Annotated in this window: 26 protein-coding genes; 17 read left to right on the top strand and 9 right to left on the bottom strand. The window is 70.4% G+C overall.

The genetic code is table 11. The features are described 5' to 3' along the window. Positions 1 to 39: 39 nt before the first annotated feature. From DEJ12_RS01595 to DEJ12_RS01575, 5 genes are read right to left on the bottom strand one after another with little or no spacing between them, the layout of a single operon-like run. Positions 40 to 693 carry a DUF1345 domain-containing protein gene (locus DEJ12_RS01595; RefSeq protein WP_111028820.1) on the bottom strand — a complete coding sequence of 218 codons (654 nt, stop codon included), beginning with the start codon at positions 691 to 693 and terminating at the stop codon, positions 40 to 42. A gap of 43 nt (positions 694 to 736) precedes the next feature. After that, entirely contained in the window at positions 737 to 2,080 is a 1,344-nt protein-coding gene (locus tag DEJ12_RS01590; RefSeq protein ID WP_111028819.1) for an NAD(P)/FAD-dependent oxidoreductase, read from the bottom strand. Further along, positions 2,080 to 3,444: an FAD-binding oxidoreductase gene (locus DEJ12_RS01585; RefSeq protein ID WP_111028818.1), complete on the bottom strand. Its 1,365-nt coding sequence runs from the start codon at positions 3,442 to 3,444 to the stop codon at positions 2,080 to 2,082. The genes DEJ12_RS01590 and DEJ12_RS01585 overlap by 1 nt, the downstream gene beginning before the upstream one ends. A gap of 2 nt (positions 3,445 to 3,446) precedes the next feature. Beyond that, the gene (locus DEJ12_RS01580; RefSeq protein ID WP_111028817.1) at positions 3,447 to 4,904 is read right to left on the bottom strand and encodes an aspartate aminotransferase family protein; all 1,458 of its coding nucleotides are present in this window, start codon (positions 4,902 to 4,904) and stop codon (positions 3,447 to 3,449) included. After that, complete coding sequence (locus tag DEJ12_RS01575; RefSeq protein WP_035809531.1) at positions 4,901 to 5,383, bottom strand: Lrp/AsnC family transcriptional regulator; 483 nt, start codon at positions 5,381 to 5,383, stop codon at positions 4,901 to 4,903. The genes DEJ12_RS01580 and DEJ12_RS01575 overlap by 4 nt, the downstream gene beginning before the upstream one ends. A 133-nt stretch (positions 5,384 to 5,516) precedes the next feature. Here DEJ12_RS01575 and DEJ12_RS01570 point away from each other — a divergent pair, with 133 nt between their 5' ends. The 9 genes from DEJ12_RS01570 (at position 5,517) to DEJ12_RS01530 (ending at position 19,261) form a co-directional block, all read left to right on the top strand. Next, complete coding sequence (locus DEJ12_RS01570) at positions 5,517 to 6,971, top strand: aminobutyraldehyde dehydrogenase (protein ID WP_111028816.1); 1,455 nt, start codon at positions 5,517 to 5,519, stop codon at positions 6,969 to 6,971. Between the two features lie 30 nt (positions 6,972 to 7,001). Beyond that, a complete protein-coding gene (locus DEJ12_RS01565; RefSeq protein ID WP_027466951.1) occupies positions 7,002 to 8,183 on the top strand; it encodes an ABC transporter ATP-binding protein in 1,182 nt (393 codons plus the stop codon). Continuing rightward, positions 8,180 to 9,400, top strand: a complete 1,221-nt coding sequence (locus DEJ12_RS01560; protein WP_209080752.1) for a PotD/PotF family extracellular solute-binding protein — start codon at positions 8,180 to 8,182, stop codon at positions 9,398 to 9,400. The genes DEJ12_RS01565 and DEJ12_RS01560 overlap by 4 nt, the downstream gene beginning before the upstream one ends. Before the next feature lie 74 nt (positions 9,401 to 9,474). Beyond that, the gene (locus DEJ12_RS01555) at positions 9,475 to 10,347 is read left to right on the top strand and encodes an ABC transporter permease (protein WP_071404408.1); all 873 of its coding nucleotides are present in this window, start codon (positions 9,475 to 9,477) and stop codon (positions 10,345 to 10,347) included. Next, on the top strand, positions 10,344 to 11,222 hold the full coding sequence (locus DEJ12_RS01550) for an ABC transporter permease (RefSeq protein WP_111028813.1): 879 nt from the start codon (positions 10,344 to 10,346) through the stop codon (positions 11,220 to 11,222). Before DEJ12_RS01555 ends, DEJ12_RS01550 begins: the two co-directional genes overlap by 4 nt. Before the next feature lie 619 nt (positions 11,223 to 11,841). Then, the gene (locus DEJ12_RS01545; protein ID WP_111028812.1) at positions 11,842 to 14,427 is read left to right on the top strand and encodes a carboxylate--amine ligase/circularly permuted type 2 ATP-grasp protein; all 2,586 of its coding nucleotides are present in this window, start codon (positions 11,842 to 11,844) and stop codon (positions 14,425 to 14,427) included. After that, entirely contained in the window at positions 14,427 to 16,220 is a 1,794-nt protein-coding gene (locus tag DEJ12_RS01540; protein WP_111028811.1) for an N-acetylglutaminylglutamine amidotransferase, read from the top strand. Before DEJ12_RS01545 ends, DEJ12_RS01540 begins: the two co-directional genes overlap by 1 nt. Next, the gene (locus DEJ12_RS01535) at positions 16,217 to 18,163 is read left to right on the top strand and encodes a prolyl oligopeptidase family serine peptidase (RefSeq protein ID WP_111028810.1); all 1,947 of its coding nucleotides are present in this window, start codon (positions 16,217 to 16,219) and stop codon (positions 18,161 to 18,163) included. Before DEJ12_RS01540 ends, DEJ12_RS01535 begins: the two co-directional genes overlap by 4 nt. Before the next feature lie 180 nt (positions 18,164 to 18,343). After that, a complete protein-coding gene (locus tag DEJ12_RS01530; RefSeq protein WP_220034768.1) occupies positions 18,344 to 19,261 on the top strand; it encodes a GNAT family N-acetyltransferase in 918 nt (305 codons plus the stop codon). A gap of 21 nt (positions 19,262 to 19,282) precedes the next feature. Here the strand turns inward: DEJ12_RS01530 and DEJ12_RS01525 are convergent, their stop codons facing one another. Beyond that, positions 19,283 to 20,167: an aminoglycoside phosphotransferase family protein gene (locus DEJ12_RS01525; protein ID WP_111028809.1), complete on the bottom strand. Its 885-nt coding sequence runs from the start codon at positions 20,165 to 20,167 to the stop codon at positions 19,283 to 19,285. Between the two features lie 120 nt (positions 20,168 to 20,287). Between DEJ12_RS01525 and DEJ12_RS01520 the strand changes: the two genes are divergently transcribed. Together DEJ12_RS01520 and DEJ12_RS17905 are read left to right on the top strand one after the other, a co-directional pair. Beyond that, complete coding sequence (locus tag DEJ12_RS01520; RefSeq protein WP_181433007.1) at positions 20,288 to 20,812, top strand: NUDIX domain-containing protein; 525 nt, start codon at positions 20,288 to 20,290, stop codon at positions 20,810 to 20,812. A gap of 34 nt (positions 20,813 to 20,846) precedes the next feature. Beyond that, positions 20,847 to 21,215, top strand: coding sequence for a hypothetical protein (locus DEJ12_RS17905; protein WP_111028807.1), 369 nt, complete (start codon positions 20,847 to 20,849; stop codon positions 21,213 to 21,215). A gap of 107 nt (positions 21,216 to 21,322) precedes the next feature. Here DEJ12_RS17905 and DEJ12_RS17900 read toward each other — a convergent pair whose 3' ends face one another. After that, positions 21,323 to 21,544, bottom strand: a complete 222-nt coding sequence (locus tag DEJ12_RS17900; RefSeq protein WP_111028806.1) for a hypothetical protein — start codon at positions 21,542 to 21,544, stop codon at positions 21,323 to 21,325. 62 nt (positions 21,545 to 21,606) lie between these two features. Then, positions 21,607 to 22,239: a GNAT family N-acetyltransferase gene (locus DEJ12_RS01505; protein ID WP_111028805.1), complete on the bottom strand. Its 633-nt coding sequence runs from the start codon at positions 22,237 to 22,239 to the stop codon at positions 21,607 to 21,609. 75 nt (positions 22,240 to 22,314) lie between these two features. Between DEJ12_RS01505 and DEJ12_RS01500 the strand changes: the two genes are divergently transcribed. Further along, positions 22,315 to 22,518, top strand: a complete 204-nt coding sequence (locus DEJ12_RS01500) for a hypothetical protein (RefSeq protein WP_111028804.1) — start codon at positions 22,315 to 22,317, stop codon at positions 22,516 to 22,518. A 53-nt stretch (positions 22,519 to 22,571) separates the two neighbouring features. Then, a complete protein-coding gene (locus DEJ12_RS01495) occupies positions 22,572 to 22,787 on the top strand; it encodes a hypothetical protein (RefSeq protein WP_111089865.1) in 216 nt (71 codons plus the stop codon). Positions 22,788 to 22,795: 8 nt separating this feature from the next. Here DEJ12_RS01495 and DEJ12_RS17895 read toward each other — a convergent pair whose 3' ends face one another. Further along, the gene (locus DEJ12_RS17895) at positions 22,796 to 22,948 is read right to left on the bottom strand and encodes a hypothetical protein (RefSeq protein WP_181433008.1); all 153 of its coding nucleotides are present in this window, start codon (positions 22,946 to 22,948) and stop codon (positions 22,796 to 22,798) included. Positions 22,949 to 23,161: 213 nt separating this feature from the next. On the opposite strand from DEJ12_RS17895, the gene DEJ12_RS01485 reads away from it, so the two are divergent. From DEJ12_RS01485 to DEJ12_RS01470, 4 genes are all read left to right on the top strand, one after another. Then, complete coding sequence (locus DEJ12_RS01485; RefSeq protein ID WP_128780314.1) at positions 23,162 to 23,506, top strand: hypothetical protein; 345 nt, start codon at positions 23,162 to 23,164, stop codon at positions 23,504 to 23,506. A 244-nt stretch (positions 23,507 to 23,750) separates the two neighbouring features. After that, the gene (locus tag DEJ12_RS01480; protein ID WP_110863648.1) at positions 23,751 to 24,467 is read left to right on the top strand and encodes a GntR family transcriptional regulator; all 717 of its coding nucleotides are present in this window, start codon (positions 23,751 to 23,753) and stop codon (positions 24,465 to 24,467) included. A 93-nt stretch (positions 24,468 to 24,560) separates the two neighbouring features. After that, the gene (locus DEJ12_RS01475; protein WP_111028801.1) at positions 24,561 to 25,583 is read left to right on the top strand and encodes a sugar phosphate isomerase/epimerase; all 1,023 of its coding nucleotides are present in this window, start codon (positions 24,561 to 24,563) and stop codon (positions 25,581 to 25,583) included. After that, on the top strand, positions 25,580 to 26,533 hold the full coding sequence (locus tag DEJ12_RS01470) for a 3-hydroxyacyl-CoA dehydrogenase family protein (protein ID WP_111028800.1): 954 nt from the start codon (positions 25,580 to 25,582) through the stop codon (positions 26,531 to 26,533). The genes DEJ12_RS01475 and DEJ12_RS01470 overlap by 4 nt, the downstream gene beginning before the upstream one ends. Positions 26,534 to 26,548 lie beyond the last annotated feature (15 nt).

Below are 26,548 nucleotides of genomic sequence, written 5' to 3'. Positions count from 1 at the left end.
TCGAACGTGCAATGGCGACGATGGTTCACGTCTCCGTGGTCAGCTGATGATGTTGACCGCGCGCGAGATGACCAGCGCCAGCAGGATGAACCCGCTGAGCGCCTGGTAGGCCATGATCATCTTCGCCCGGACGGTCATCGGCATCGTGTCCGTCGGGCTGAACGCCATCATGTTCGTCATCGCCACGTAGAGGTAGTCGAGGTAGACCGGCCGCCAGTCCGCGGTCTTCGGGTCGGTCTCCTGCGGGAACTGGAAGTCCGCTTCGGCAGTCGCCCACAGCTCGGGGCGACGCCGTGCCACCGGACCCCCGCGGTCGAGCTCCCAGTAGACGAGCCCGAACACGATGATCGTGCTCACCCAGACCTGCAGCGCGGTGAGCAGCACGGCCGCACCGTCCGCGTGGCCGCCGAGCAGCTCGGTGATGGTCCGGATGACGGTGAGCTGGCTGGCGACGGTGAGCAGGGCCGCCAGGGCGAACGACAGCCACCGTGACCACGTGGTCTCGCGCGTCAGACGCCGCGGGTTGAAGACGATGAGCGGCGTGAGCAGCAGGACGCCCAGGACGGGCACCACCCACGACGGGAAGAACAGCACCTCGTCGGGCAGGAACAGGCTCAACGCCAGGTTCACCAGCACCGCGACGGCGACCGGTGCCCGGTGTTCGTGTCGCGGTCGGGTCCTCGTCGGGGTCACGGAGCGAGTGTCGCACGGGCCGACACCCGAGGGGGTGTGGCGCTCAGGGCCTGGACAGCGGGTCGGCGAGCGAGAGCGGCTCGACCTGGGTGCCGAGCAACCGTCCGGCTGCCCGCAGCCCGGACAGCAGCGCACCGTGCACGGTCGCCGGGTCGTCGCTCCACGTGGCTTCGCCGGCGAGCTGCACCCGGCCGGACGGGGTGCCGAGCAGGTCGTGGTCGTCGGGTGACGCCCCGACGTGCAGGTACGAGTACGAGCCCCGCGAGAACGGGTCCTCGGCCCACCGGGTGATCCGGAACGCCTCGGGCTGGGGGACGGACGGGCCGAACATCCTCCGCAGCGCCGCCACCCCCTCGTCGACGACCATGGCGTCCGGCAGGGTCTCGAGCCGACGGGCTCCGGCACCACCGACCAGGGCGGCGAGCACCGGCGCACCGGTCACCCGGGACATGTCGTACCAGGAGTGCCAGTCGACGCCGGCGGACCCCTGCTGCCGGACCACCCACGAGTCGCCCCAGAACCGTGTGGGGAACCGCAGGAACACCTTGTCGTAGGTGCCCATCCCGAGCCGGTCGAGCGCTCCGGTCACCGGCGCGGACAGGGGCGGGTCGAAGACCACGTCGCCGGCCTGCAGCACCCCGAGCGGCACGGTGACGACGACCTGCGGCGCGACGACGGTGGTGCCGTCGGCGAGCCCCACCGTCACCGAGTCGCCGGCCTGGGTCACCGACCGCACGACCGACGACAGCCGGACGTCGAGACCCTCGGCCAGCGCGCGGGCGTACTGGGCGTAGCCACCGGGGAACACCACCTCGTCGCCGGGGACGTGCTCCTCGTCGAGACCGTGCGCGTCGAGGACGGTCACGGGGGCACCGCAGAGGTCCTCGGAGCGGTGGGCCGTGTACTCGCGGACGCGCGCCGCTCGGTCGCCCTGCCACCGCAGCGAACGGAGCACGGTGTCGACGGCGGCCGCGTAGGTCGAGGGCGGGGGAGCATGCGCGACGACGGCGTCGAGCGCCGCGTCGACGGTGCGCAGGTCCGCGACGAACGACGAGGCCTCGGCAGCGGACAGGGGTGCGCCGGACGGGTCGTGCCAGGCGATCGGCCGGCCGTCGAACTGGAAGCTGCCGACCGTGAACTCCACCGTGTCGATGCCGAACGCCGACGCCAGGGCCCAGAGCGGGTTGCCGTCGATCCCGTGGATCCACGAGGCACCGAGGTCGACCGGCACCCCGAGTGACGAATCGGTCCAGGTGCGCCCGCCGATCCGGTCGCGGGCCTCGAGCACGACGACCCGCTGCCCGCCGAGTGCGAGCGCCCGGGCGGCGGCGAGCCCGGCGATCCCCGCCCCGACGACCAAGACGTCGGCGTCGAGACCAGCAGCCATCAGTGCCCTCCGGTCAGTGGTGCCATCAGCCGGGCCGCCAGACTCGGCCGCCCGGTCAGCGCTTCTTCGCGGTCGGCGAGGTCGGTCGCGACGAGTCCCGCGTTCGCGCCGAGGAACCGCAGCGGCTCGGGCTCCCAGTCGGGCGATCGGTGGTTCACCCAGGGCAGTACGGTCAGTGCCGTCGACTCCCCACGCACGAGGTCGGCGAGGGTCCGTCCGGCCAGGTTCGTCGTCGACAGACCGTCCCCGACGTACCCGCCGGCGCTGCCGACGTGTCCGTCCCAGGTCACCGAGGCGCACCAGTCGCGCGGCACCCCGAGCGGGCCGCCCCACGTGTGGGTGACCGGGGCGTCCGCGACGACGGGGAACAGGTCGACCAGGGCCCTCCGCAGGTGCTCGAACACCCGCGGCACCCGGTCGTACCCGGGCGTGATCGAGGATCCCCAGTGGTAGCGGGCTCCGCGGCCGCCGAACGCCAGCCGGTCGTCGGCCGTGCGCTGCCCGTACACGAGCAGGTGCCGGTAGTCGGAGAACGTCTGCCCGTGCTCGAGCCCGATGCGCTCCCACGCGGACGCCGGCAGCGGGGCCGTCGCGATCATGAGCGAGTACAGCGGCAGGATCCGCCGCTTCGTCTGCTCCAGCTGGGCACCGTAGCCCTCGACCGCGATCACGACGGCGCCCGCCGTCACGGTGCCACGCGACGTGACCACACGCCCGCGATCCCAGGACGAGACGGGCGTGTGCTCCGCGATCCGGACGCCACGGGCCTCCAGGGCGGCCGCGAGGCCACGCACCAACGCGGCGGGCTGCACGCGCGCGCAGTCCGGGGTCCACGCGACCCCCGCCGATCCGGCGGCGTCACCCGGTCGAGCGGCCCGCCACGTCACGTCGTCGCCCCAAGTCGCGGAGGACGCGACCTCGTCGTGGGCGGCGCGCTCCTGCACGGCGGAGCGTGCGTACAGGACGGTCCCGCCCTTCACGTAGTCGCAGTCGACCTCGGCTTCGGACGCTGCGCGACCGACCTCGTCGACGGTGTCGCGCATGGCGGCCCGCAACGCGAGCGCGGCGTCCCGCCCGTGCTCCTCGGCGATCGCCGAGGCGGACCGCGGGAACAGCGCCGAGCACCAGCCGCCGTTCCGACCGGACGCGCCGAAGCCGGCGATCTCGCGTTCCAGGACGACGATCTGGAGGCCCGGGTCGGCCTGGTGCAGGTACCACGCGGTCCAGAGACCCGTCAGTCCACCGCCCACGATCGCGACGTCGGCCGTCGTGTCGCCTTCGAGCGGCGGCCGGGGCGTCAGGTCGTCGCGTCCGGTGGACGCGAGCTGGTCGAGCCAGAACGAGACGCCCCGGTAGCCGCTCACGGTCAGATCTTCGTCCAGGCCTCGGACAGGACGCTCCGCAGGATCGACGTCATCTCGCGGAACTCCGGCTGCCCGATCGTCAGCGGCGGTGCGAGCTGCACGACGGGGTCACCGCGGTCGTCCGCACGGCAGTACAGCCCCGCGTCGAAGAGTGCCTTCGACAGGAACCCGCGCAGCAGCCGCTCGGACTCGTCGTCGTCGAAGGTCGTCTTGGTGGCCTTGTCCTTGACGAGCTCGATGCCGTAGAAGTAGCCGTCACCGCGGACGTCCCCGACGATCGGCAGGTCGAGCAGGGTGTCGAGCTCGGCGCGGAAGAGCGGGGCGTTCTGCTGCACGTTGGCGAGCAGCCCCTCTTCCTCGAAGATGTCGAGGTTCTCCATCGCGACGGCGGCCGACACCGGGTGCCCCCCGAACGTGTAGCCGTGGTAGAAGGTCGTGTCCCCCTTGGAGAACGGCTCGAACAGCCGGTCGCTGATGATCGTCGCGCCGATCGGGGAGTACCCGGAGGTCATCGCCTTGGCGCACGTGATCATGTCCGGCACGAAGCCGTAGGTGTCGCAGGCGAACATCGTGCCGATCCGGCCGAAGGCGCAGATGACCTCGTCCGAGACGAGCAGCACGTCGTACTCGTCGCAGATCTCGCGCACCCGCTGGAAGTACCCGGGCGGCGGGGTGAAGCAGCCGCCGGAGTTCTGCACCGGCTCGAGGAACACCGCGGCGACGGTGTCGGGGCCCTCGAACTCGATCATCTCGCGGATCCGCTCCGCCGCCCAGAAGCCGAACTGCTCCTCGGTGCCCCCGGGGAAGCCCATCTCCTCGGCGCGGTACGAGTTCGTGTTCGGCACTCGGAAGCCGCCGGGGGTCAGGGGCTCGAACATCTCCTTCATCGCCGGGATGCCGGTGATCGCCAGGGCGCCCTGCGGGGTGCCGTGGTAGGCGACCGCGCGGGAGATCACCTTGTGCTTCATCGGCTTGCCCTGGAGCTTCCAGTAGTACTTCGCGAGCTTGAAGGCCGTCTCCACCGCCTCGCCGCCGCCCGTGGAGTAGAAGACCTTGTTGAGGTCACCGGGGGCGTGCTCGGCCAGTCGATCGGCGAGCTCGATCGCCGCGGGGTGCGCGTACGACCAGATCGGGAAGAAGCTCAGCGTCTCCGCCTGCTTCGCGGCCATCTCGGCCAGGCGCTTCCGCCCGTGCCCCGCGGCGACGACGAACAGGCCGGACAGCCCGTCGATGTACTCCTTGCCGTGGCTGTCGTAGACGTGGTGGCCCTCGCCGCGCACCATGATCGGCACGTCGGCGCCGGCCTGGTTCGCACCGTGCCGGGCGAAGTGCATCCACAGGTGGTCCCGGGACTTCCGCTGCAGATCGGCGTCGTCGACCGGTGCGAACGGGTCGTAGGAGTGGAGGCGGGCGGCCGGGCCCGTCGAGGTCCGGCCTGTGGCCTGTTCGGAGATGGTCATCGCGTTCCCCAGTCGTAGAGCTGTTTGCGGAGTTGCAGGTAGACGAAGGTCTCGGTGCCGGCGACGCCCGGGATGGCCCGGATGGTGCCGTTGAGCAGTTCGATCAGGTCGTCGTCGTCCTCGCACACGACCTCGACCATCAGGTCGAAGCTGCCGGCGGTCATCACGAGGTAGTCGACCGCCGGCAGCTGTTCCAGGGCATCGGCGACGGTTCGGGTGTCGCCGCTGACCCGGATGCCGATCATCGCCTGGCGGTGGAAGCCCAGTTGCATCGGGTCGGTGACCGCGACGATCTGCATGACGCCGGTCTCGGTCAGCTTCTGCACGCGCTGCCGGACCGCCGCTTCACTGAGACCGACGGCCTTGCCGATCTCGCCGTACGGGCGACGCCCGTCCGCCTGGAGTTGTTCGATGATCCGTTTCGAGGTGTCGTCGATCGGTCCCGGACGTCGTGGTGCTGCCGCCATGCCGGACAGCATGGCAGCGAGGTTCGGGGTGCGCAAGGGATTCCGTTGTGAACTCCGTGTTTCGCGACGATTTCCGTTGTTACAGTTCTCCACAACCTCCGGATCCTTCTTCCGCGCCGCCGGAATCCGTGTCAGGATCACCGCCATGCTGGACGCACAGAGCACGGCGACGGCGGACACCGACACCCGGGTCCTGCGGAACTTCGTCGGGGGCGCCTCCGTCGAGTCGACCGCCGACACCACGTTCGACCTGGTCGACCCGACCGACGAGCACGTCTACGGCACGTCCCCGGTGTCCACCCCCGCCGACGTCGACGCCGCCTTCGGTGCGGCGGCGACCGCGTTCGAGACCTGGCGCCGCACCACCCCCGGCGAACGGCAGCTCGCCCTGTTCCGGATCGCCGACGCGATGGAGCAGCGGGCGTCGGAGTTCGCCGACCTCGAGTCGCTCGACACCGGGAAGCCCCGCGCCACCCTGGTCGAGGACGAGATCCTGCTCTCCGTCGACCAGATCCGCTTCTTCGCCGGGGCCGCAAGGAACCTCGAGGGCCGGAGCGCGGGCGAGTACATGACCGACCACACCTCGTTCGTCCGGCGCGAGCCCATCGGCGTCGTCGCCCAGGTCACCCCGTGGAACTACCCGCTCAACATGGCGGTGTGGAAGTTCGCACCGGCGCTCGCCGCGGGGAACACCACCGTGCTCAAGCCGAGCGACACGACACCCCTGTCGACCCTGCTGCTCGCCGAGGTCGCCGCCGAGTTCCTGCCGCCGGGGGTCCTGAACGTCGTCGTGGGGGACCGCACCACCGGCGCCGCGATGATCGACCACCCCACCCCGCAGCTCGTGTCCATCACCGGCTCCGTCCGTGCCGGCATGGAAGTCGCCCGCGCCGCCGCCGGTGACCTCAAGCGCACCCACCTGGAGCTCGGCGGCAAGGCACCCGTGATCGTGTTCGACGACGCGGACATCCCCTCGGCGGTGGCCGGGATCGTCGCCGCCGGGTTCTTCAACGCCGGACAGGACTGCACCGCCGCCACCCGGCTGCTCGTGCAGGACGGCATCCACGACGAGTTCGTGGCGGCGCTCGCCGCAGAGGCACGGCTCAACGCGAGATCCGGGTCGGACGGTTACTACGGCCCCGTCAACAACGCGAACCAGCTCGCGCACGTGCAGTCGTTCCTGGACACGCTGCCCGACCACGCGACGATCGAGCTCGGCGGCGCACGACAGGGCGACCGCGGGTACTTCCACGAGGCCACGATCGTCGCGGGCCTGCGCCAGGACGACCGGGCCGTGCAGCAGGAGATCTTCGGCCCGGTGCAGACCGTGCAGCGGTTCTCGACGGAACAGCAGGCCCTGACGTGGGCGAACGGCGTCGAGTACGGCCTGGCGAGTTCGGTGTGGACGACCGACCACGCGCGGGCGATGCGCTTCGCCCGTGACCTGGACTTCGGCTGCGTGTGGATCAACACGCACATCCCGATCGTCGCCGAGATGCCGCACGGCGGGTTCAAGCACAGCGGGTACGGCAAGGACCTGTCCCAGTACGGCTTCGACGACTACACCCGCATCAAGCACGTCATGTCCTACATCGGCTGAGGCCGACCACCCCCTGGAGGCACCATGGCAATGACCGGAACGTTCGCCGAATCGGGAGCCGATCTCCGGCTCGACCAGATCACGAAGTCCTTCCCCGGCCACACCGCGGTGGACAGCCTCGACCTGACGGTGCCCGCCGGCTCGTTCTTCGCGTTGCTCGGCCCGTCGGGCTGCGGCAAGACGACGACCCTGCGGCTCGTCGCCGGGCTCGAGGAACCCACGAGCGGCACCATCACCATCGGCGGCCAGGACGTCACCGACACGAAGCCGTACCAGCGGCCCGTCAACACGGTGTTCCAGAACTACGCGCTCTTCCCGCACATGAGCGTGCTCGACAACGTCGCGTTCGGGCTGAAGCGGCGCCGGATCCCGGACCCGATGACGAAGGCCACGGAAGCGCTGCGGCTCGTCGAGCTCGAGGGGTCGGCGTCGAAGCGGCCCGCCCAGCTCTCCGGCGGCATGCAGCAGCGCGTCGCCCTGGCCCGAGCGATCGTGAACCGGCCGGCCCTGCTGCTGCTCGACGAGCCCCTCGGCGCCCTCGACCTGAAGCTCCGCCACCAGATGCAGCTCGAGCTGAAGACGATCCAGGCCGAGGTCGGGCTCACGTTCCTGCACGTCACCCACGACCAGGAAGAGGCGATGACGATGGCCGACACGGTCGCCGTCATGAACGGCGGCCGGATCGAGCAGATGGGCAGCCCGCAGGACCTGTACGAGCTGCCGCGCACGGCGTTCGTCGCGAACTTCCTCGGCCAGTCGAACCTGCTCGAGGGTGAGGTCCGAGGCACCGACGCCGGCCTGCTCGTCGTCGCCACCGCGGCCGGTTCGATCGCGGTGCCGGCCGACCGAGCCGTCGCCACGACCGGGCGCGTCGTCGTCGGCGTCCGGCCCGAGAAGCTCAAGATCCGCACCGCCGAACCGACCCCCGAGGCCGGCCGGAACATCCTCGGCCCCGGTCGGGTCGTGGACGTCTCGTTCTCCGGCGTCAGCACCCAGTACCTGGTCGACGTGCCGGGCGCCGGTCGCGTCTCGGTGTTCGCGCAGAACTCGAAGGGCGGGCCGCGGATCGCGACCGGCACCGAGGTCTGGCTCACGTGGGGCGTCGACCACGGTTTCGGCCTGGAGGCGCACCCCGCGTCCGACGCGACCGTCACCACCCAGGACGACCCGGGCCTCCAGGCCGTCCCCGCCACGGCAGGATCGCTCGCGTGACCGGCGCGGTGCCCGGTCCGGACCTGCTGCGCGGGCTGACGTCGGCGCGCGTCAGCCGACGCGGCCTGCTGGCCGGCGGCGGTGCCGCCGCGCTGGCCGCCCTGCTCACCGGTTGCAGCATCAAGGGCTCCGCCGCCGCCGGCGCCGAGGACACCGTCGACTGGGCGGCGTTCTGGAAGGACGCGAAGGCGACCGGCACCCTGAACTTCGCGAACTGGCCGCTGTACATCGACTCCGACCACGGCAAGTCCGAGTCCCTGGCGCTGTTCAAGAAGGAGACCGGCATCGCGGTCGACTACCAGGCGGTGATCCAGGACAACGCGACCTTCTACGCGACCGTGTCACCGATCCTGCGGGCGCACGGTGCGACGGGCTACGACCTCGTCGTCATGACGAACGGGTTCGAGCTGACCCAGATGATCAAGAACGGGTTCGTGTGCGAGCTCGACCACTCGCGGCTGCCGAACTTCGCCGCGAACGCCTCGGACTCCGTGAAGGACCCCATCTACGACCCGGGCAACAAGCACTCCGTCGTGTGGCAGACCGGGTTCACCGGGCTCGCCTACAACCCGAAGTACACCGGGCGGAAGATCACCTCGCTCAAGGACCTGCAGGACCCGGCCTTCAAGGGGCGCATCGGGCTGATGAGCGACAACACCGAACTCGGGTCGCTCGGACTGCTCGCGCTCGGCATCGACCCGGAGACCTCGACGCCCGCCGACTGGCGGAAGGCCCAGGCCTGGCTGCGCGAACTGCGGCCGAGCGTCACCGGCTTCTACGACCAGAGCTACATCAACAGGTTGGAGAACGGCGACACCTGGATCACCCAGGCGTGGTCGGGCGACGTGTTCCAGGCGCAGCAGTCCGGGTTCCCCGACCTGGAGTTCGTCACGCCGGAAGAGGGGCAGATGACCTGGCACGACAACATGCTCATCCCACGGCAGGCCGCGAACCCGGTGTCGGCGCTCGAGTGGATGAACTTCTACTACACGCCGAAGGTCGCCGGGATCGTCGAGGACTGGGTCAACTACGTCTGCCCGGTGCCCGCGGCCGAGGACTACGTGCGGGACGAACTCGACGACGCCACCGTGGCGGACAGCCCGCTCGTGTTCCCCTCTGCCGACGTGCTGGAGCAGTCGCACGAGTTCCGGGTGTTCGAGAACTACGACGAGTACTCGGAGTGGAACGGCATCTTCAACGCGGTGGTGCAGTCGTGAGCGCGGTCGGGGTGGCGCCGGGGGTCGGTCCCGGTGGTCCCGGTGGTTCCGCCGGTCCGTCAGGTTCCGTGCCGGTGCGGCGGGGACGCCGTCGGAGCACACCGTTCTTCCTGGCGCTCGTCGGCACCGCGTACCTCTGCGTGTTCTTCGTCATCCCGCTGGTGTCCGGGCTGATCGTCTCGCTCATGACCGGCAACCCGGACGACGGCTACACGTTCACCTGGAACTTCGGGATCTACGGCTCGCTGTTCGTCGACCCGCAGGTGCCCTACCTGACGTTCCTGCTCCGGTCGCTCTGGTACGGCGCCGCCGCCACGATCGCCTGCATCGTCGTCGGGTACCCGGTGGCGTACTTCATCGCGTTCCGAGTGTCCCCGCGGTGGAAGAACCCGCTGCTCATGCTCGTGTTCATCAGCTTCCTGGTGTCGTTCATCATCCGGACCGACATGTGGGCGTTCGTGCTGGCGTCGCAGGGGCCGGTCGTCACGACGCTGCAGGCGCTCGGGCTGGCCGGCAAGGACTTCCACATCCTCGGCACCGGGGGCGCAGTGATCTTCGGTGACGCCTACAACGACCTGGCCTTCATGGTGCTGCCGATCTACGCCGCCCTCGAGCGCATCGACCCACGACTCGGCGAGGCCGCGAACGACCTGTACGCCGGCAAGTTCCGGGCGTTCTGGCACACCACGCTGCCGCTGTCCCGCTCGGGCATCTTCGCCGGGGTGCTGCTCGTCTTCATCGACAGCGTCGGCGACCCGGTGAACTCGGCCCTGCTCGGCGGCACGAACACGTACACGATCGGTCAGGCGATCCAGGACGCCTACTCCGGCAACCAGCAGTACAACGTCGCCGCAGCCCTGTCGACCGTGCTCATGGTCGTGCTCGGCATCATCCTGTTCATCTACGCCCGCGTCTCCGGCACCGACGACCTCGAGGACCTCGTATGACCGCCGTCGCACCGTCCCGATCCGCCGCCGCTCCGGCCTCGCCCGTGACCGGTTCCGTCGCCGGCCGTCCGCGTCGTCACGGGGTGAACCGTCGGGGGCCCTGGCTCGCCATCGTGTACTGGGTGACGATCGCGATCACCCTGGTGCCGATCGTCTACATGATCGTGTACTCGTTCAACGACGCCCCCACCAACCGGCTGTCGTTCGCCTGGAACGGTTTCACGACCTACTGGTACGCGAACCTGGTGAACGTGTCCGGGCTCGGGGCGGCGTTCGTCACCTCGGTGCTCGTCGCGTTCCTCGCCGCGGTCATCTCCGTCGCGATCGGGCTGCCCCTCGCGCTGGCGCTGGAGCGGTACCGGTTCCCGGGTCGCGGTGTCGTGAACACCGTCGTGTTCGCCGACATCGCGGCGCCGTCGATCGTCGTCGGTTCCGCGTCGCTCTCCTTCTTCCTGTCGGTGGGGCTCGGCACCGGGTTCCTGACCGTGCTCATCACGCACGTGGCGTTCGACGTCGCCTACGTGGTGGTCGTGCTGCGGGCCCGGATCGCGGGAACCTCGCGTGCACTCGAAGAGGCCGCGGGTGACCTCGGGGCGACACCGTTCCAGGCCTTCCGACTCGTCACCCTGCCGCTGCTGGCGCCGGGCATGCTCGCCGCCGGGTTGCTGGCGCTCGCCATGTCGATCGACGACTACGTGATCACCTCGTTCGTCGCCGGGCCCGCGGTCACCTTCCCGCTGTTCGTCTACGGCGCCGCGAAGGCCGGGATGCCGCCGCAGGTGCTCTGCTTCGGGACGCTCGTGTTCGCGGTGGGGCTGCTCGTCGCGCTGCTGAACGGGGCGCTCAACCGGCGGTTGGCCCGGACCCGCGGGTAGGGCTCCGCGCGCGCTGGCACCGGCACGGTGCGGGGTGCGTGGGCTGGTGCGGGGTTGGCCGCGTGGTGCGCGCTTGTAGTGGCGCACGGTGCGTGGAACTTCGCACGGGGTGAAGAGGTGCGCACGGTGCGGACGGGAGGCGCGTGGTGGGCTGGCGCCGTGCCTCCCGACTGCCTGTGCGGGGCGTCCAAAGCACGATGCGGGTTGCGCGGACTGGTGCGGGGTTGCGCGCGTGGTGCGCGCTTGTAGCGGCGCACGGTGCGTGGAACTTCGCACGGGGTGAAGAGGTGCGCACGGTGCGGACGGGAGGCGCGTGGTGGGCTGGCACCGTGCCTCCCGAGTGCGGGTGGTGCGTCCACAGCACGGTGCGGCTTTCGCGGGCCGGTGCGAGGTTGGCGCGGGGCGCACGGTGCGAGGTGCGTGGGCTGGTGCGCGGTTGCGCGCGTGGTGCGTGCTTGTAGCGGCGCACGGTGCGTGGAACCTCGCACGGGGTGGCGCGCCTCGCACGGTGCGGGCGGGAGTTCAGTGCTCGTGACGCTCGGTGGACGTGCGTGTTACGGGCACGAGTCAGGCGGTGTGCCGCAGTGCGCACCACAGCCGCCGCGCGTAGGTTCCAGCCATGAGTGCAGAGCTGACGCTCGGCGCCGAGGAAGAGCTGCACCTCATCGACCTCGAGTCCGGCCGACTTTCCGCGAAGGCCCCGCGCCTTCTGCCCAAACTGCCCACCGACCGCTTCGGCGCCGAGCTGCAGCGCACGACGATCGAGACGAACACGCCGGTGGTGCGGACCCTCGACGACCTGCGGCGGGTGATCGTCGACCTGCGCAGTGAGCTCAGTGCCGCGATCGCTCCGGCCGGCGTCACCATCGCCGCCGTCGGCACCGCGCCGAGGTCGGAGTACGCCGACTTCGAACTGAGCTCCGGCGGTCGGTACGGCCGGATGCAGGAGCAGTACCGGATGCTCGTCGACGAACAGCTCATCTGCGGCCTGCAGGTGCACGTCGGGGTGAGCGACCGCGACCTGGCGGTGCTGATCGCCCAGCGGGTGGCGCCGGTGCTCCCGGTGCTGCTCGCCCTGAGCGCGTCGAGTCCGTTCTGGAACGGGCAGGACACCGGGTACGCCTCGTTCCGCAGCATCATCTGGCAGCGGTGGCCGTCGGCTGGCAGCTTCGGCCCGGTGGAGGACGCCGCCGAGTACGACCGGGTGCTCGACGACCTGATCGCCTCGGGCGTGATCGCCGACAAGAAGATGGCCTACTTCGACGTGCGGCCGTCGTCGCACGCGCCGACGCTCGAGCTGCGGGTCTGCGACGCGACGCCGGTGGTGGACGACGCCGTGCTCATCGCCGGACTCTTCCGCGCGGCCGTGCGCAAGGCCGAGAAGTCGGTCGTGTCAGGCGCCGAGTGGCACCCGCGCAGCGAACCCCTGCACCGTGCGGCGATGTGGCAGGCCGCCCGCTCCGGGTTGAGCGGGGAACTGGTCGGCCTCGGGCAGCACCCCGAACGGCTGCCCGCCGAGGTCGCGGTGCGCCAGCTCGTGTCCCGGCTGCGTCCGGAGCTCGAGGAGCTCGGCGACTGGGGCACGGTGACGGAGCTCCTCGACGCGACCCTGGCACGTGGCAACTCCACCGACCGGCAGCGCACCGCCTACGCCGAGCGCGGGGAGATGGACGACGTCGTCGCCCTGGTGGTGGAGGACACCGCGGGGCTCCCGTCCGGACGCGACGAGGACCCCGTGGTCCCGATCCCCGGGTACCGCGTCCGCGCCGGCGACGAGGCCGTCGGCCCGGGGGCGCGCCCTCGTCCGGCGTTCCGTGACCTGGCGGCGTTCTTCGACGGCTGGGACGCCGAGACCGCGATCGAGCGCTGCACCGCCCGCGACGTCTGGACCCGCGAGCACCACGTCGGCTTCGTGGTGGACGGCGGGGCGCAGGCGTTCGGCTGCGACCTGGTGCCCCGGACGATCAGCGCGTACGAGTGGTCGCAGCTCGAGCGTGGCCTGGGGCAGCGTGCCCGCGCGATCGAACTGTTCCTGCGTGACGCGTACGGCGACCGGCGGATCGTGGCCGACGGTGTGCTGGACGCGGACCACTTCGTCGGCGCGAAGGGCTGGGACCCGGACGCCACCCGGCTACCGGCGACGGCGGTCCGTGCTCCGGTGCTCGGGTTCGACCTGGTGCGCAACGAGTTCGGCGGCTGGCGGGTGCTCGAGGACAACGTCCGCTCGCCCTCGGGCGTCGCGTACGGCATCGCCCTGCGCGAGCTGATGGACGACGTCGTGCCGGACGCCCCGCGGCCGGCGCACCTGCGCGACCCGCACGGCGTGATCGACCGGCTGCGCCGGACCCTCTGCGCGAACACCACCGCGGTGACGGGCGCGACCGACCCCGTGATCGCGCTGGTCAGCGACGGCCCCGCCGCCGGCGCGTGGTTCGAGCACCGCAGGCTGGCCGACGGGGCCGGGTTGCGCCTCCTGTCCGGGTCGGACCTGGACGTCCGTGACGGACGCGTGGTCGACGCGACGACGGGTGACGTGCTCGACGGGCTGTACCTGCGGATCGACCGCGACGTCAGTGCGCTGACGGCGGAGCACGCTCCCGACCTCGGTGCCCGGATCCTCGACGCGGCGGAGGCAGGACGCGTCTACCTGGCGAACGCGCCGGGCAACGCGCTGGTCGACGACAAGGCGATGTACGTCACCGTGCCGGACCTGATCTGGTACTACCTGGACGAGAAACCCCTGCTGGCGTCGGTGCCGACGTACCGCACGAGCATCGAGGTCGAACGGCTGTCGGTCCTGGACCGCGTCGGGGAGCTCGTCACGAAGCCGGTCGACGGCGAGGGCGGCCGCGGGGTCCTGATCGGACCGAGCGCGAGCGCCCCCGAGGTGGCAGAGCGACGGCGCGAGATCGCGGCCGACCCCGCCGGGTGGGTGGGGCAGGAGGTGGTGCAGCTGTCCTCGCACCCGACGATCGGACCCGCCGGGCTCGACCCGCGGCACGTGGACCTGCGGGCCTTCGTCTACGCGACGGGGACCGGACCGGACGACGTGCACCTGGCCGACGTCGCCCTGACGCGTGTCGCGCCCGAGGGCAGCATGGTCGTCAACTCGTCGCAGGGCGGCGGCGCGAAGGACACGTGGATCGTCGGGAACGCCCCGGCGGACACCGACCCCGCCCCGGCGGACACCGAGGGAGAGCGCTGATGTGTGGACTCGCGGGTGAGATCCGGTTCGACGGCCGAGCGCCGGACGTCGGGGCGGTCGCCCGGATGACCGGCTGCATGACGCACCGCGGCCCGGACGGCGACGGCCTGTGGGCTCGCGGCCCGGTCGCGCTCGGGCACCGACGGCTGTCCATCGTCGACCTGTCCACCGCGGGCGCGCAGCCGATGGTGCTGGCCGAGGCCGGGCTGACGATCGCCTACAACGGGATGGTCTACAACTACCGGCAGCTCCGCGACGAGCTGCACGGCAAGGGGCACCGGTTCGCGTCGACGTCGGACACCGAGGTCATCGCCCTGGCGTACGCCGAGTGGGGCACCGCGTTCGTCGACCACCTGATCGGGATGTTCGCCATCGCCATCTGGGAGCACGCCAGCGGTCGGCTGGTCCTGGCCCGGGACCGGCTCGGCATCAAGCCGCTCTACGTCGCGCCCGTCCCCGGCGGGCTCCGGTTCGCTTCGTCACTACCCGCGATCCTTGCGGGAGACGGTGGGTCGGGCATCGACACGTCCATCGACCCCGTCGCCTTCGCCTCGTACATGAGCTTCCACTCGATCGTCCCCGCACCCCGCACGATCCTGGCCGGCGTCGGCAAGCTCCCGCCCGCGACCGTCCGCGTGATCGATCCCGACGGCACCACACACGACACCGTCTACTGGGAGCCGCGCTTCGAGCGCGACCCAGCCAAGTCCGACTGGTCCGAGCGGGACTGGGAGCAGGCGTTCATCGGCTCGCTCCGCACCGCCGTCGAGCGCCGGATGGTCGCTGACGTCCCGGTCGGGGTGCTGCTCTCCGGCGGGATCGACTCCTCGCTCGTGGTCGGGCTGCTCGCCGAGGCCGGGCAGCAGGACCTCGCCACGTTCAGCATCGGGTTCGAGGCGGCAGGCGGTGAGTCCGGCGACGAGTTCGAGTACTCCGACCAGGTCGCGAAGCACTTCGGTACCGACCACCACCGCATCCACATCCCCTCGTCGCGGCTGCTCGACGGCATCGACGGTGCGGTCGCCGCGATGAGCGAGCCGATGGTCAGCCACGACTGCGTCGCCTTCTACCTGCTGTCGCAGGAGGTCTCGCAGCACGTCAAGGTGGTGCAGTCCGGCCAGGGCGCCGACGAGGTGCTCGCCGGGTACGACTGGTACCCCCCGCTCGCCGACGTCCCGCGCGACCAGGCGGCCGAGGCCTACCGCTCCGTGTTCATGGACCGCCGCTGGCCGGCGCTGCAGGGCCTGCTCGGGAAGCGGTGGAAGAGCGACGACGACACCCCGTCGGCCTTCGTGGACCGCCAGTTCGCACGGCCGGGCGCGGAGACGAGCGTGGATGCCGCGCTCCGCAGCGACACCACGATCATGCTCGTCGACGACCCGGTGAAGCGGGTCGACAACATGACGATGGCGTGGGGGCTCGAGGCCCGCGTGCCCTTCCTGGACCACGAGTTCGTCGAGCTCGCCGCCGCGATCGCGCCGTCGATGAAGCTCACCGACGGCGGCAAGGGCGTGATGAAGCGCGCCTCGCGCGGGATCGTCCCCGACGCCGTCATCGACCGCAGCAAGGGCTCGTTCCCGGTCCCCGCCATCCGGCAACTCGAGGGCCCGTACCTGGAGCGCGTCCGCGACGCGCTGCACGCACCCGAGGCGCGGGAGCGCGGGCTCTTCGACCCCGCCACCGTCGAGGGGATGCTGCAGGACCCGAACAGCACCAGGACCGCGATCGGCGCGAACGCGCTCTGGCAGCTCGGCCTGATCGAGATGTGGCTGCAGCAGCAGGGGGTGCGGTGATCGTGGGTTCCGTCCGGACTGGAGGCGCGCAGGGCGTCGCGTCGTCGGCCAGCGTCGAGCCGTCGGTCACCACCAGGGTCGCGGCCGACCTGGGTGCGCGGCTCACCGCCGCCTGGGGATCGTGGGGGCCGACCATGACCCGGAACGCCCGGCGCGTGGCGTTCGTGAGCGACCGGCACGGCACCCCCGAGGTCTTCGTGCAGGACGTCGTCGTCGACGGCGAGCTGCCGGAACCGGTGCGGATCGCGCTGTCCGACGACCCCGTGATCCGGGTGTCGTGGTCGTCCGACGGGGAGTGGCTCGCCGTCGCCATCGCGACCGACGGCGGCGTGAAGCAGCAGGTCTGGGTGGTGCGGCCGGACGGCTCCGACGCCGCGCAGATCGCCGGTTCGCGGTACCAGCACGCCGAACTCGGACCGTGGAGCCGGAGCGGCCACCGGGTCGTCATCACCCTGCCGTCGACCGAGCCCGAGCAGCCGGCCCGTGCGTACCTGGTCGACCCGGTCACCGGGGACCGCGACGACCTGGCCGTGGGGGAGCTCATCCACATCCTCGACCTGTCGGTGGAGGAACGGCTCGTCGTGCTGAGCGACGGGCAGCGCGGCCAGGAGTTCGTCGTCGTGGTCGACCGGCTGACCGACGAGAGCCACGCCCTGTTCGCCGACGACCCCGACGGGTCCGCCGAGATCGCGTTCCTGCGGCCCTCGCCCGCGAGCGAGACCAGTCCGCTCGTCGCCTACGTCGCCACCGAGGCCGGACTGCCCCGCCGCGGACTCGTCGCGCAGCCGGTCGGCCCGCACGGCTGGCGCGGCACACCCCGGCGGATCGTCGAGCGGGACGACGCCGAGCTCGAGTACCTGGACGCCGACGACGCCGGCCGCACCCTGCTGCTCGTCTGGAACGTCGACGGTCGCAGCGAACTCGACCTCATCAACACGCACGACGCCTCGCGCACCCCCGTGCCGGACCTGCCCGGGTACGTCGTCACCGACCCCGTGCTCAGCCGTGACGGCCGGAGCGTGCTGCTCGCCGTCGAGGGACCGACCCGTCCGCGCGAACTGTGGCGGCTCGACACGAACGCGCTGACCTGGAGCCGGGTCACCGACGTGCCGGTGCTGCCCGACGTGCAGCTGGTCGAGCCGACGCTCGAGCGGTTCGCCGCCCGTGACGGACTGGAGCTGACCGGCTGGCTGTACCGGGCCGTGGAGCCGACCGCGTCGGTGGCGGGAGCCGACCCTGGTGCTGGTGCCGTGCCTCCCGGCCGCGCAGCGCTCGTCCACCTGCACGGCGGACCGGAGTCGCAGGAGCGACCCACGTTCTCGCCGCAGCACCAGGCGCTCGCCGCCGCCGGGGTGACCGTGTTCGCACCGAACATCCGTGGCTCCAGCGGGTACGGCCACGAGTTCGTGCACGCCGACGACCTGGCGCTGCGGTGGAACGCGCTCGCCGACGTCGTCGACTGCGCGCGGTTCCTGGTGACCAACGGGTACGCCGATCGCTCCCGCGTCGCCGTCGAGGGGCGCTCCTACGGCGGGTACGCGACCCTCGCGTCGTTGGCGTTCACGCCCGAGGTGTTCGCTGCCGGGGTCGCGGTGTGCGGGATGAGCGACTTCGCGACCTTCTACCGGGACACCGAACCGTGGATCGCGGCTGCTGCCGCGACGAAGTACGGCCACCCCGTCGAGGACGAGGCCCTGCTCGCGGCACTGTCACCGATGCGGGCGATCGACGACGTCACGGCGCCGCTGCTCGTCGTGCACGGTGAGCTCGACACGAACGTGCCGATCGGTGAGGCGCACCAGGTGGTCGCGGCGTTGCGGGAGCGGTCGCACGACGTGGAGTACCTGGAGCTCGAGGGTGAGGGGCACGAGTACCGGCGGGCGGCGTCGCAGGCGCTGCTGGTGCGGCGGATGGTGCAGTTCGTGGCGGCGCGGCTGGGGTGAGGCGGGGCGGGGCGCTCGGTCTGGTGCGAGGTTCCGTCCTCCGTGCGGCGCACGTGCCCTCGCACCGAGTACGGAACCTCGCACGGGCCGTGGGCCCCCTCGCACCGTGCGAGCCGCGGCACGGCGTCACCGGGTGCAACGATGCGTCGGCGGCGCTCGCCGCGGGCGGAGAATGGTGGGATGACGACGACTGCGCCGACCTCGACCGCGCTGCCCCGACCCGGAGAGGTCCTCGTGGCCTCGGCAGCGGACGTCGAGCAGGTCGTCCACCGTGCCACGAACCACTACGCCTCCGGTGTCGTCGCGGACACCGCCGGGTGGGCGGACGGCGATCGACGGCGGATCGAGGACCTCGGGTTCCGCGGCGGAGACTCCCGCGGCGAAGCGCTCCGGACCCTCGACCTGACGATCGCCGACGACGGCACCCCGACGCGGGTGCTCGACGCGCCCGCCATGGCCGCGCTGAACAGCCACCACGCGCGGTTCGCCGAGCGGCGTGGCGACGTGGTCCGCTACCAGACCGACGTGTCGGTGTGGACGGGGATCCCCGAGCAGCCCACCGCGCAGGACTGGGAGGACGTCCGGGCGCTGCTCGGGTCGGGCGGGATGCTCGGCGTCGGTGCGGCTGCCGTCCTGCCCGAGGGGTGGGAACTCGTCGAGGGTGCCGGCGGCGTGCAGTTGACCGGTGAGGCGATCGAGGGTGCGCCGGACGACGAAGCCGTCGTGCTGACGCCCGACGACGTGCAGGAGATGACCGCCCTGGTGGAGCGGACGAAGCCGGGGCCGTTCCTGCCGCGGACGATCGAGCTCGGCACGTACCTGGGCATCCGGCGGGACGGGCGGCTCGTCGCCATGGCGGGGGAGCGCCTGCACCCGCCGGGGTGGACCGAGATCAGCGCGGTGTGCACGGACGACGCGTACCGGGGGCAGGGGTTCGGGCGCCGGTTGGTGCTCGCCGTCGCGCACGGGATCCGGGAGCGGGGCGAGATCCCGCTGATGCACGCGGCCGCCGGGAACACCGGGGCGATCGGGCTGTACCAGCACCTCGGCTTCCGGTTGCGGGACCGTGGGGCGCCGCGGTTCGTGCGGGTGCCGTGAGCTGCGTCCGGGCCTGACGGGTCAGAACGCGGCGAGGGCGCCCCGGAGCATGTCGTGGCCCTGGGCCTCGAAGCCCTCGTCGCCGACCGCGTAGGCCCAGGTCGCGGTGCCCACTGCTTCGCGGAGTTGCAGCCAGTGCCAGGCGTCCGGAGTGCGCGGATCGTCGCCGTACCCGTCGAAGAACGCCGCTTCGAGGGCGGGATCGTGCTGCCAGTGGAGCACCGCGAGGCGGGTGAGGTCGAAGGACGCGGGGCGCCAGCCGAACCGGCCGAAGTCGATGACGCGGAGCCTGCGGTGCCGGTCGTCGCGGCTGTCGCGGGCGTCGTCGTCCACGATCCAGTTGCGCGGGTGGAAGTCGCCGTGGGTCGGGACGAGGGGCTGCGTCGCGTGGTCGGTCGGGAGTGCGCGCAGTGCTGCTCGCGCGCGGGCGACCACGTCGTCGGGGATCCGGTGCGGGGCGTCGAGCGCGGCCAGTGCCTTCGCCTGCTCGTGCAGTAGGAACGTCGGGTCGTGGCGGGTGTCCTGGTCGTGCAGCCGTCGGAGCACTGCCCCGGCCTGACGGTGGACGTCGGTGTCGTGCTCGTCCGGGGTCCCGAGGGCGAGGTGCCCGGGGACGCGTTCCAGCACGAGGACGCGGTGCTCCTCGTTCGCGGCGACGAGGGCACCGGCGTCCCCGCTCGCCCGGAGTGCGGCGGTGGCGGTGCGGTGAGCGTCGAGCTCGCGGGGGAAGTGCGTGTTGGTCTGGCTGGAGGCCTTCACGGTGAAGCCGTCGTCGCCAGCGCGGACGTGCAGGACCCTCGTGTCGAGGAGCCCCCACGACTCATCGGCCACGACGACGGCATCGGGGAGTGTCTGCTGCACGAACGCGATCTGCTCGTCGTCGAGTCCGGTGTCCCCCCAGTGCATGGCGGCACGTTACCGTCCTGCTCCGACCACCGGAACCCCTCGTCCACGTCTCGGTAGCCGATCCGCTGCCGGACGCCGCATGTCGACGTTCCGCGTGCCGGTTCGTCCTACGCTGGCGGAGTGGACGAGTGGTGGGATCTTGTTGACGCGGCCGGGGTACCGACGGGTGGGACGTTCCGGCGCGGTGACGCGGGTTGGCCGGGTGGGGCGTTCCATCTGGTGGTCACGGTGTGCGTCTACCGAGCCGACGGAACCGTCCTGCTCACGCAGCGGGCTCCGACGAAGGAGTTCGCCTTCGGGTGGGAGTTCCCCGGTGGGAGCGCGTTCGCAGGCGAGACTGGTCCTGCGGCTGCGTGCCGAGAGCTGCTCGAGGAGACCAACGTCACAGTCGAGCCCGAGGCGCTGCGCCGCGTCGGCCGCTTCACCGAGGAGACGGCGCTCGTGGACCTCTTCGTCGTGCAGGAGCCGAGTGGTTCAGCGGTGCGAGCGGATCCGACCGAGGTGATGGATTGGCGTTGGGTCTCCCTGTCGGAGGTCGCCGCGCTTCGTGAGAGTGGGGTGATGGCAGAACCATGGGGACCGCGGCTGGATGCGCTGTGGCCAGCGGCGATGGCATCGATCCTCGCTGCCCTCGTGGCACTCTGATGACATCCGAGAGACGGACCAGAACAGGAGCCCGATGGCGTCCCGCATCCAACGCGCACCGCTCGGCGACCGCGGCGCGCTGTGGAACCTCGTCCTCATCTGGGTCGTCATCGTCGTCGGGCTGCTCGCCGCGATCGGCTGTGTCGGCTACATCCTGAACGAGAGCCTCATCTCGTACAGCACTTGCGCCGCCCGCACCGTTTCCTGCGGGGATGCCGGCTGGTACAGCAGCATGGGCCTCACCTTCTTCGGCGGGTTCGCGGCAGTCATCACCGGCGGTGCGTTCGGCATCCGCCGCCACCACCGCGCCAGCGGCGTCTGCTATCCCCTCGCCGGCCTCGGCGGCGCCCTCTTGCTGACCGCGGTCGCCGTCGTCATCCTCAAGGCGGCGACGAACACGTAGATCGCTGCACCTCGCCGTCGCGGCAGTCGGGATCGAACGGCCGCAGTCCCCGTTTCAGTGAGCCATCGGCTACCGGACTCGATTTGGTCGCGCCTGCGACTCTCCAGTCACTCGGAGTGACCGAAGATGGACAGGAGTGTCCAGACGAGGCCGATCATCGCCAGCCCCACAGCGAGCACACGGACGAGCCCCGGAGTCATCGCACTCTGCGGACCGCCGCTGCTCCGCTGTGCGTCAACGAAGTACTGCGCGATCGGCACCGGACGCACGAACGCGGCGACCGCTACCGCAACGATCGCCGGCCCAGCGATGAGTCCGGGGATCCACATGGACTCCACCCAACCAGGTCGACTTGATGGCGATGAGGCGTAGTTGGCCGCTGGCGGATGGGCTACCGGACGTCGGAGGCGGGTGGAGCCGCCCGGGCGCCGGAAGGACCGCTCGACGACCCGCCCGGCCAGTCGCGGGCGAGTACCGACATGATCACCTCGTCATGGAAGCGGCCGTCGTGGAACACGGCTTCGCGGCGAACCCCCTCCTCGTGATAGCCGACCTTGCGGTAGGCCGCCCGTGCCCGATCGTTGAACGCGTGCACCTGGATCTCAATGCGATTCAATCCCATCTCTCGGAATCCGTACTCCGTCAACAGACGAACCGCGTCGGTCCCGTACCCGCTTCCGACGTGCTCGCTCCCGATCATGACCGCCAACGTCGCAGCCCTGACCGGGAGTGCAGCGCCGAAGAGCGTCACGTGACCAACGAGTTCGCCCGAGGCGCTGTCGACGACGCTGAAGCCCACGTCGCCGCTGCGTTCGCTCTTGCTCCAGCTTCGGAACATCTCGACGACTGGCTCTTCTGGTCTCGGGCGCACGAGGATCTGCTGCAGCACCGCCCACTCCGGGTCGCGCCACCAGCGGACGAGGTCGGGAAGGTCTTCGTCTTCAAGCGCACGGAACCGGACCCGATCTCCTTCGAGGATCGTCGATCCATAGCGTTGTGCGTCAGCGGCGCCGGTCCACGTCATACAGCGACCCTCTCACGGCCCTTCCGTCCGTAAGTAGATCGCTGATCGAGCGCTCGAGAGCCGTACGTTGATGGCATGGATGTTGTGAGCGCCAAGGTGCTGGGTACTGGCGCCTTCGTCTTCGGACTGATCTTCATCACGACGTCGGCTGTGCGCCTGTCTCGCGCGGACCTCGACATCGTCCTCGTGCTCCTGAACAGCGCACTCGGCATCCTCTTGCTCTACGCCGGCGTGAGGCTGTGGCGCTTCGCTCTTCGCGGAGCGAAGCACGACCGGTAGCCGATCGCCCATCGGGACGTCGGTCGGATGGTTCCACGGGTAACTTGAGCATCATGACGACTCGCGAGTGGCTGGGCCGACGCCTGCCGCTGTGGGCGCTGGTCCTCGTCGGTGTCGTTCTTCTCGGCGTCGCCGCGTCGCTGTTGGTCCTCGTCGACTCGATGTTGGTCTTCTTGGCTATCTCACCACTCAGCATCGTGGGGCTGTACACGCTCGCCTATGCAGGCGGGGAGTGGCGACGACGAAGCGACAAGCAGAGCTCCCGGTAGCCGATCCGCTAGCGGTCTTCGCCGTCCCGCAAGCTTTTCAAGCCCGCGTACAGCGGCCACGGCATGAGCACGATCAACAGGAGCCACGACCCGGGTTGGGTGGTGTTGATGATGAGGTTCAGCAGTCCGAGCGCGAGCAAAAGACTGGCTGCGATCACCATGCCGATCGGCGGCCGGGCAGCGGCTCGACCGCAGCGGGATCTAGAGTGCGAACTGTGCTCGTTCCGTACGATCCGTCCTGGCCCAACCAGTTCGATGCTGCCGCTGAGGAGATCCAGAAGCTGGGGGGCAAGTCAGGACCCCTCTCCGAACACGATCGGCAAGTGGCACAGGCGCTCCTGGACGATCTGCAGAACGCGATGGGAGGCTAAGCCTTGACGCCGACCGAATGGGGCGAACAGTTCGTGGTCAAGCACCCTGAATACAAGCAACTGCTCGACGACCCGGTCAATTGGGATGACAACCAGAATCTCATGGAGCACTTGTTCCTAGGCGACGTTGTCATCCAGATCTCCGCCGCATACCGGCTCGATCCCACGGGTGCACGCATTCAAATGACGCTTGACGATTTAGATATCGATTATGCCCGCGGCGAGGAATGGTTGCAGAATGCGATAGCTGTATCATTCGTCGAAAGTCTCGGTCGGCGATCCCCTATCGTCGAGATCCTCGGGCCGGAACTGCGCCAAGTTGCTCGGGAGATGTTGCACGTGAAGTAGGCGTCTGATAGTGCGATTCCGTCGTTCAGCTGCGTTTTTCCCTCATGTTTTCCTGAGGCCCTAGCCGATTACCAGTTGACACAAGAGCGCCCTATCGGCGCGCGGGGCGCGGCAATCGAGCAAGCCAATCGGCGACATGAGCGCGTGGTCGAGGCGACGTCAAAGCGGGTGACGGCCGTGATGGTGCAGCGTGGGCCGGGGGCCTCCCACCGAGCCCGAGTCGTGGATTCTCTAGGATCGACCCATGTCCACGACCATGCCCGGCTTCGGGACGGAGCGCATCACGCAGCTCGGCCTGCGCGACCGCGTCTACGACCGGGTGCTCGAGGTCCTGATGGGTCACGATGTCGAACCGGGCATGCGGCTTTCGATCGACGGCCTCGCCCGCAGTCTCGGGGTCTCGCCGACCCCGGTGCGCGAAGCCCTCGTGCAACTCGAACGCACCGGCCTCGTCACCCGTGAAGCGAACAAGGGCTACCGGGTCTCCCCGCCCCTGGCCGGCGACCAGCTCGAGGCCCTGTTCGACGCCCGGCTCATCGTCGAGAGCGGCGCCGTCGAGCTCGCGGCCCGCGGCGACGTCGACGGCCTGCGCGAGCGACTGGCGGCAGCGCTCGACGAGCAGGCCGCGGTTGCCGCCGAGGTCGCCTCCGTCGGGGCAGCGCAGGCGCCGGAGGAGCTGATGGCCCGCTTCTTCCGCAGCGACTGGCAGTTCCACCAGCTGATCTTCGACGCGACGCGCAACCCGTTCCTCGAGGAGATGTCCGAGATCATCACGACGCGCGTGCACCGCATGCGGCAGATCGTCGAAGGTGGCGGGGACGACACGGATCGTGCGGTCCAGGAACACCGGGCCATCCTGGAGGCGCTGGCCGCGGACCCGACGTCGGCCGTCGCCGCGATGCGGCTCCACATCGACGCCGTCCGGTTGCGTTCGCGCGCCGACGCGTCCCACACCAGCTGAGGCAGAGGGGTTGCGTTCCGTCGTCGTGCGAGTATCTTTCCTATAGGAAAGAGGTTCAAGGCTGAACCACCACGACATGCAAGGGAGCATTCCGTGACCACTCCACAGGACTGGGTCGACCAGGATTGGGACCCCACCACCTGGACGTCGAAGACCTGGCCGATCGCCGCCTGCCTGCACGGGTTCGCGCAGGTCACCCGCGACGCGACGGCCTTCCACGACGCCCCCACCGAGGTGTGGGACGAGGTGTTCGGGCAGATCGAGGCCGTCGGCTTCTCGCTCGCCGAACTCGCCGACAGTCACATCCGGCCCGCAGACCTCGAAGCCTCGCGCCGCGACGAGCTGTTCGCCGTCGCGAAGGCGCACGGCATCGGCATCCCGTCGGTGCACCTGCAGCGCAAGAGCGTCATCCAGCCCGGGCACGAGGAGGAGAACCTCGCCTACGCCCACCGCACCATCGACGCGGCGGCCGAGTGGGGCATGCAGGTGTTCTCGACCGGGCTGCACCAGCCGTTCACCGACGCCCAGAAGCGCGCGCTCTGGTTCTGGACGGCACCGGGCCCGAAGGACCCCGACGACCCCGAGGTCTGGAACGCGGCGGTCAAGCGCCTGCGGGAGCTCGGCGAGCACGCTGCGAGCGTCGGGCTGCCGATGGCGCTCGAGCTGTACGAGGACACGTACCTCGGCACCGCCGACAGCGCGGTCCGCCTGGTCGAGGAGATCGGGCTCGACAACGTCGGGCTGAACGCGGACGTCGCGAACCTCATCCGTCTGCACCGTCCGGTCGAGGACTGGCGGGAGCTCTTCGCGAAGACCATGCCGTACACGAACTACCTGCACGTGAAGAACTACACGCGTGACGAGGCCGGCGACGGCAGCTGGGCGACGAGCGCGCCGAGCACGATGGAGACGGGCCTCATCAACTACCGCCAGGTCCTGCGCGACGCCGTCGCCGACGGGTTCCGCGGGATCGTCATGACCGAGCAGTACGGCGGGGACAGCCTCGGCGTCTGCGCCACCAACCAGCAGTACATCCGATCCGTCCTCGCGACGACGAAGCTCGACGCGACGGCGACCCCGACTGCAGCAACCAGCACCGAAGGAGCAATCCGATGAGCACCCTCGACATCGCCGTCGTCGGGTCCGGCTACATGGGCGGCGGGATCGCCCAGGTCCTCGCCCTCGCCGGCCACACCGTCCGGATCGCCGACGTCTCGGCCGAGATCGCCCAGCAGAACCTGGAGCGACTGCTCGGCGAGACCGCACAGTTCGTCGCCGACGGGCTGTTCCCCGAGGACGCCGTCGAACGGGTCCGCGCACACCTGAGCGCTGCCGAGTCGATCGAGGCCGCCGTCGCCGACGCGGACTTCATCGAGGAGGCCGTGCCGGAGAAGCTCGAGATCAAGCACGCCACGCTCCGCCGCATCAGCGAGGCCGCCCGCCCCGACGCCGTGATCGGCTCGAACACCTCGACGATCCTGATCGAGTCGCTGGCCGAGGCGGTCGTGGGCCCGGAGCGGTTCCTCGGCGTGCACTTCTCGAACCCGGCACCGTTCATCCCCGGCGTCGAGCTCATCCCGCACCCGACCACGAACGAGCACGCGATCGAGGTCGGCGAGACCGTCGTCGCCGCGACCGGCAAGCAGTCGGCGCGGGTGAAGGACTCCACGGGGTTCGTCCTGAACCGCCTGCAGTACGCGCTGTTCGAGGAGGCCACGAAGATCGCCGACGAGGGCATCGCGAGCCCCGACGACATCGACACCATCGTGCGGACCACGTTCGGGTTCCGCCTGCCGTTCTTCGGCCCGTTCGCGATCGCCGACATGGCCGGACTCGACGTCTACGCGTTCTGCTTCGAGTCGCTGCAGACCCGCTGGCCCGAGCGCTTCGCCACCCCGCCGTCGCTGCAGCAGCACGTCGACGCCGGTGAGCTCGGCACGAAGTCCGGCGCCGGGTACCTCGACGTGCCGGCCGACCGCACGCCGGAGCTCGTCGCCTACCGGAACAAGGCGTACGTGGCGATGCAGAAACTCCTCGACGAGCTCGGCCCGGCACCGATCCACTGAGGCGGGAGGGACACC

This window comes from Curtobacterium sp. MCLR17_059 (assembly GCF_003234665.1).
Taxonomy (GTDB): domain Bacteria; phylum Actinomycetota; class Actinomycetes; order Actinomycetales; family Microbacteriaceae; genus Curtobacterium; species Curtobacterium flaccumfaciens.
Note: the sequence above shows the minus strand (reverse complement) of the source record. Positions and strands in the feature narration are given on the sequence as shown.

What these genes read in the sequence shown, in the direction of transcription:
- DEJ12_RS01590 (WP_111028819.1), bottom strand. Translation starts at nt 2,080, where the DNA reads ATGGCTGCTGGTCTCGACGCCGACGTCTTGGTCGTCGGGGCGGGGATC.
- DEJ12_RS01580 (WP_111028817.1), bottom strand. Translation starts at nt 4,904, where the DNA reads ATGACCATCTCCGAACAGGCCACAGGCCGGACCTCGACGGGCCCGGCC.
- DEJ12_RS01575 (WP_035809531.1), bottom strand. Translation starts at nt 5,383, where the DNA reads ATGCTGTCCGGCATGGCGGCAGCACCACGACGTCCGGGACCGATCGAC.
- DEJ12_RS01570 (WP_111028816.1), top strand. Translation starts at nt 5,517, where the DNA reads ATGCTGGACGCACAGAGCACGGCGACGGCGGACACCGACACCCGGGTC.
- DEJ12_RS01565 (WP_027466951.1), top strand. Translation starts at nt 7,002, where the DNA reads ATGACCGGAACGTTCGCCGAATCGGGAGCCGATCTCCGGCTCGACCAG.
- DEJ12_RS01550 (WP_111028813.1), top strand. Translation starts at nt 10,344, where the DNA reads ATGACCGCCGTCGCACCGTCCCGATCCGCCGCCGCTCCGGCCTCGCCC.
- DEJ12_RS01545 (WP_111028812.1), top strand. Translation starts at nt 11,842, where the DNA reads ATGAGTGCAGAGCTGACGCTCGGCGCCGAGGAAGAGCTGCACCTCATC.
- DEJ12_RS01540 (WP_111028811.1), top strand. Translation starts at nt 14,427, where the DNA reads ATGTGTGGACTCGCGGGTGAGATCCGGTTCGACGGCCGAGCGCCGGAC.
- DEJ12_RS01530 (WP_220034768.1), top strand. Translation starts at nt 18,344, where the DNA reads ATGACGACGACTGCGCCGACCTCGACCGCGCTGCCCCGACCCGGAGAG.
- DEJ12_RS01525 (WP_111028809.1), bottom strand. Translation starts at nt 20,167, where the DNA reads ATGCACTGGGGGGACACCGGACTCGACGACGAGCAGATCGCGTTCGTG.
- DEJ12_RS17905 (WP_111028807.1), top strand. Translation starts at nt 20,847, where the DNA reads ATGGCGTCCCGCATCCAACGCGCACCGCTCGGCGACCGCGGCGCGCTG.
- DEJ12_RS17900 (WP_111028806.1), bottom strand. Translation starts at nt 21,544, where the DNA reads ATGTGGATCCCCGGACTCATCGCTGGGCCGGCGATCGTTGCGGTAGCG.
- DEJ12_RS01505 (WP_111028805.1), bottom strand. Translation starts at nt 22,239, where the DNA reads ATGACGTGGACCGGCGCCGCTGACGCACAACGCTATGGATCGACGATC.
- DEJ12_RS01500 (WP_111028804.1), top strand. Translation starts at nt 22,315, where the DNA reads ATGGATGTTGTGAGCGCCAAGGTGCTGGGTACTGGCGCCTTCGTCTTC.
- DEJ12_RS01495 (WP_111089865.1), top strand. Translation starts at nt 22,572, where the DNA reads ATGACGACTCGCGAGTGGCTGGGCCGACGCCTGCCGCTGTGGGCGCTG.
- DEJ12_RS17895 (WP_181433008.1), bottom strand. Translation starts at nt 22,948, where the DNA reads ATGGTGATCGCAGCCAGTCTTTTGCTCGCGCTCGGACTGCTGAACCTC.
- DEJ12_RS01480 (WP_110863648.1), top strand. Translation starts at nt 23,751, where the DNA reads ATGTCCACGACCATGCCCGGCTTCGGGACGGAGCGCATCACGCAGCTC.
- DEJ12_RS01470 (WP_111028800.1), top strand. Translation starts at nt 25,580, where the DNA reads ATGAGCACCCTCGACATCGCCGTCGTCGGGTCCGGCTACATGGGCGGC.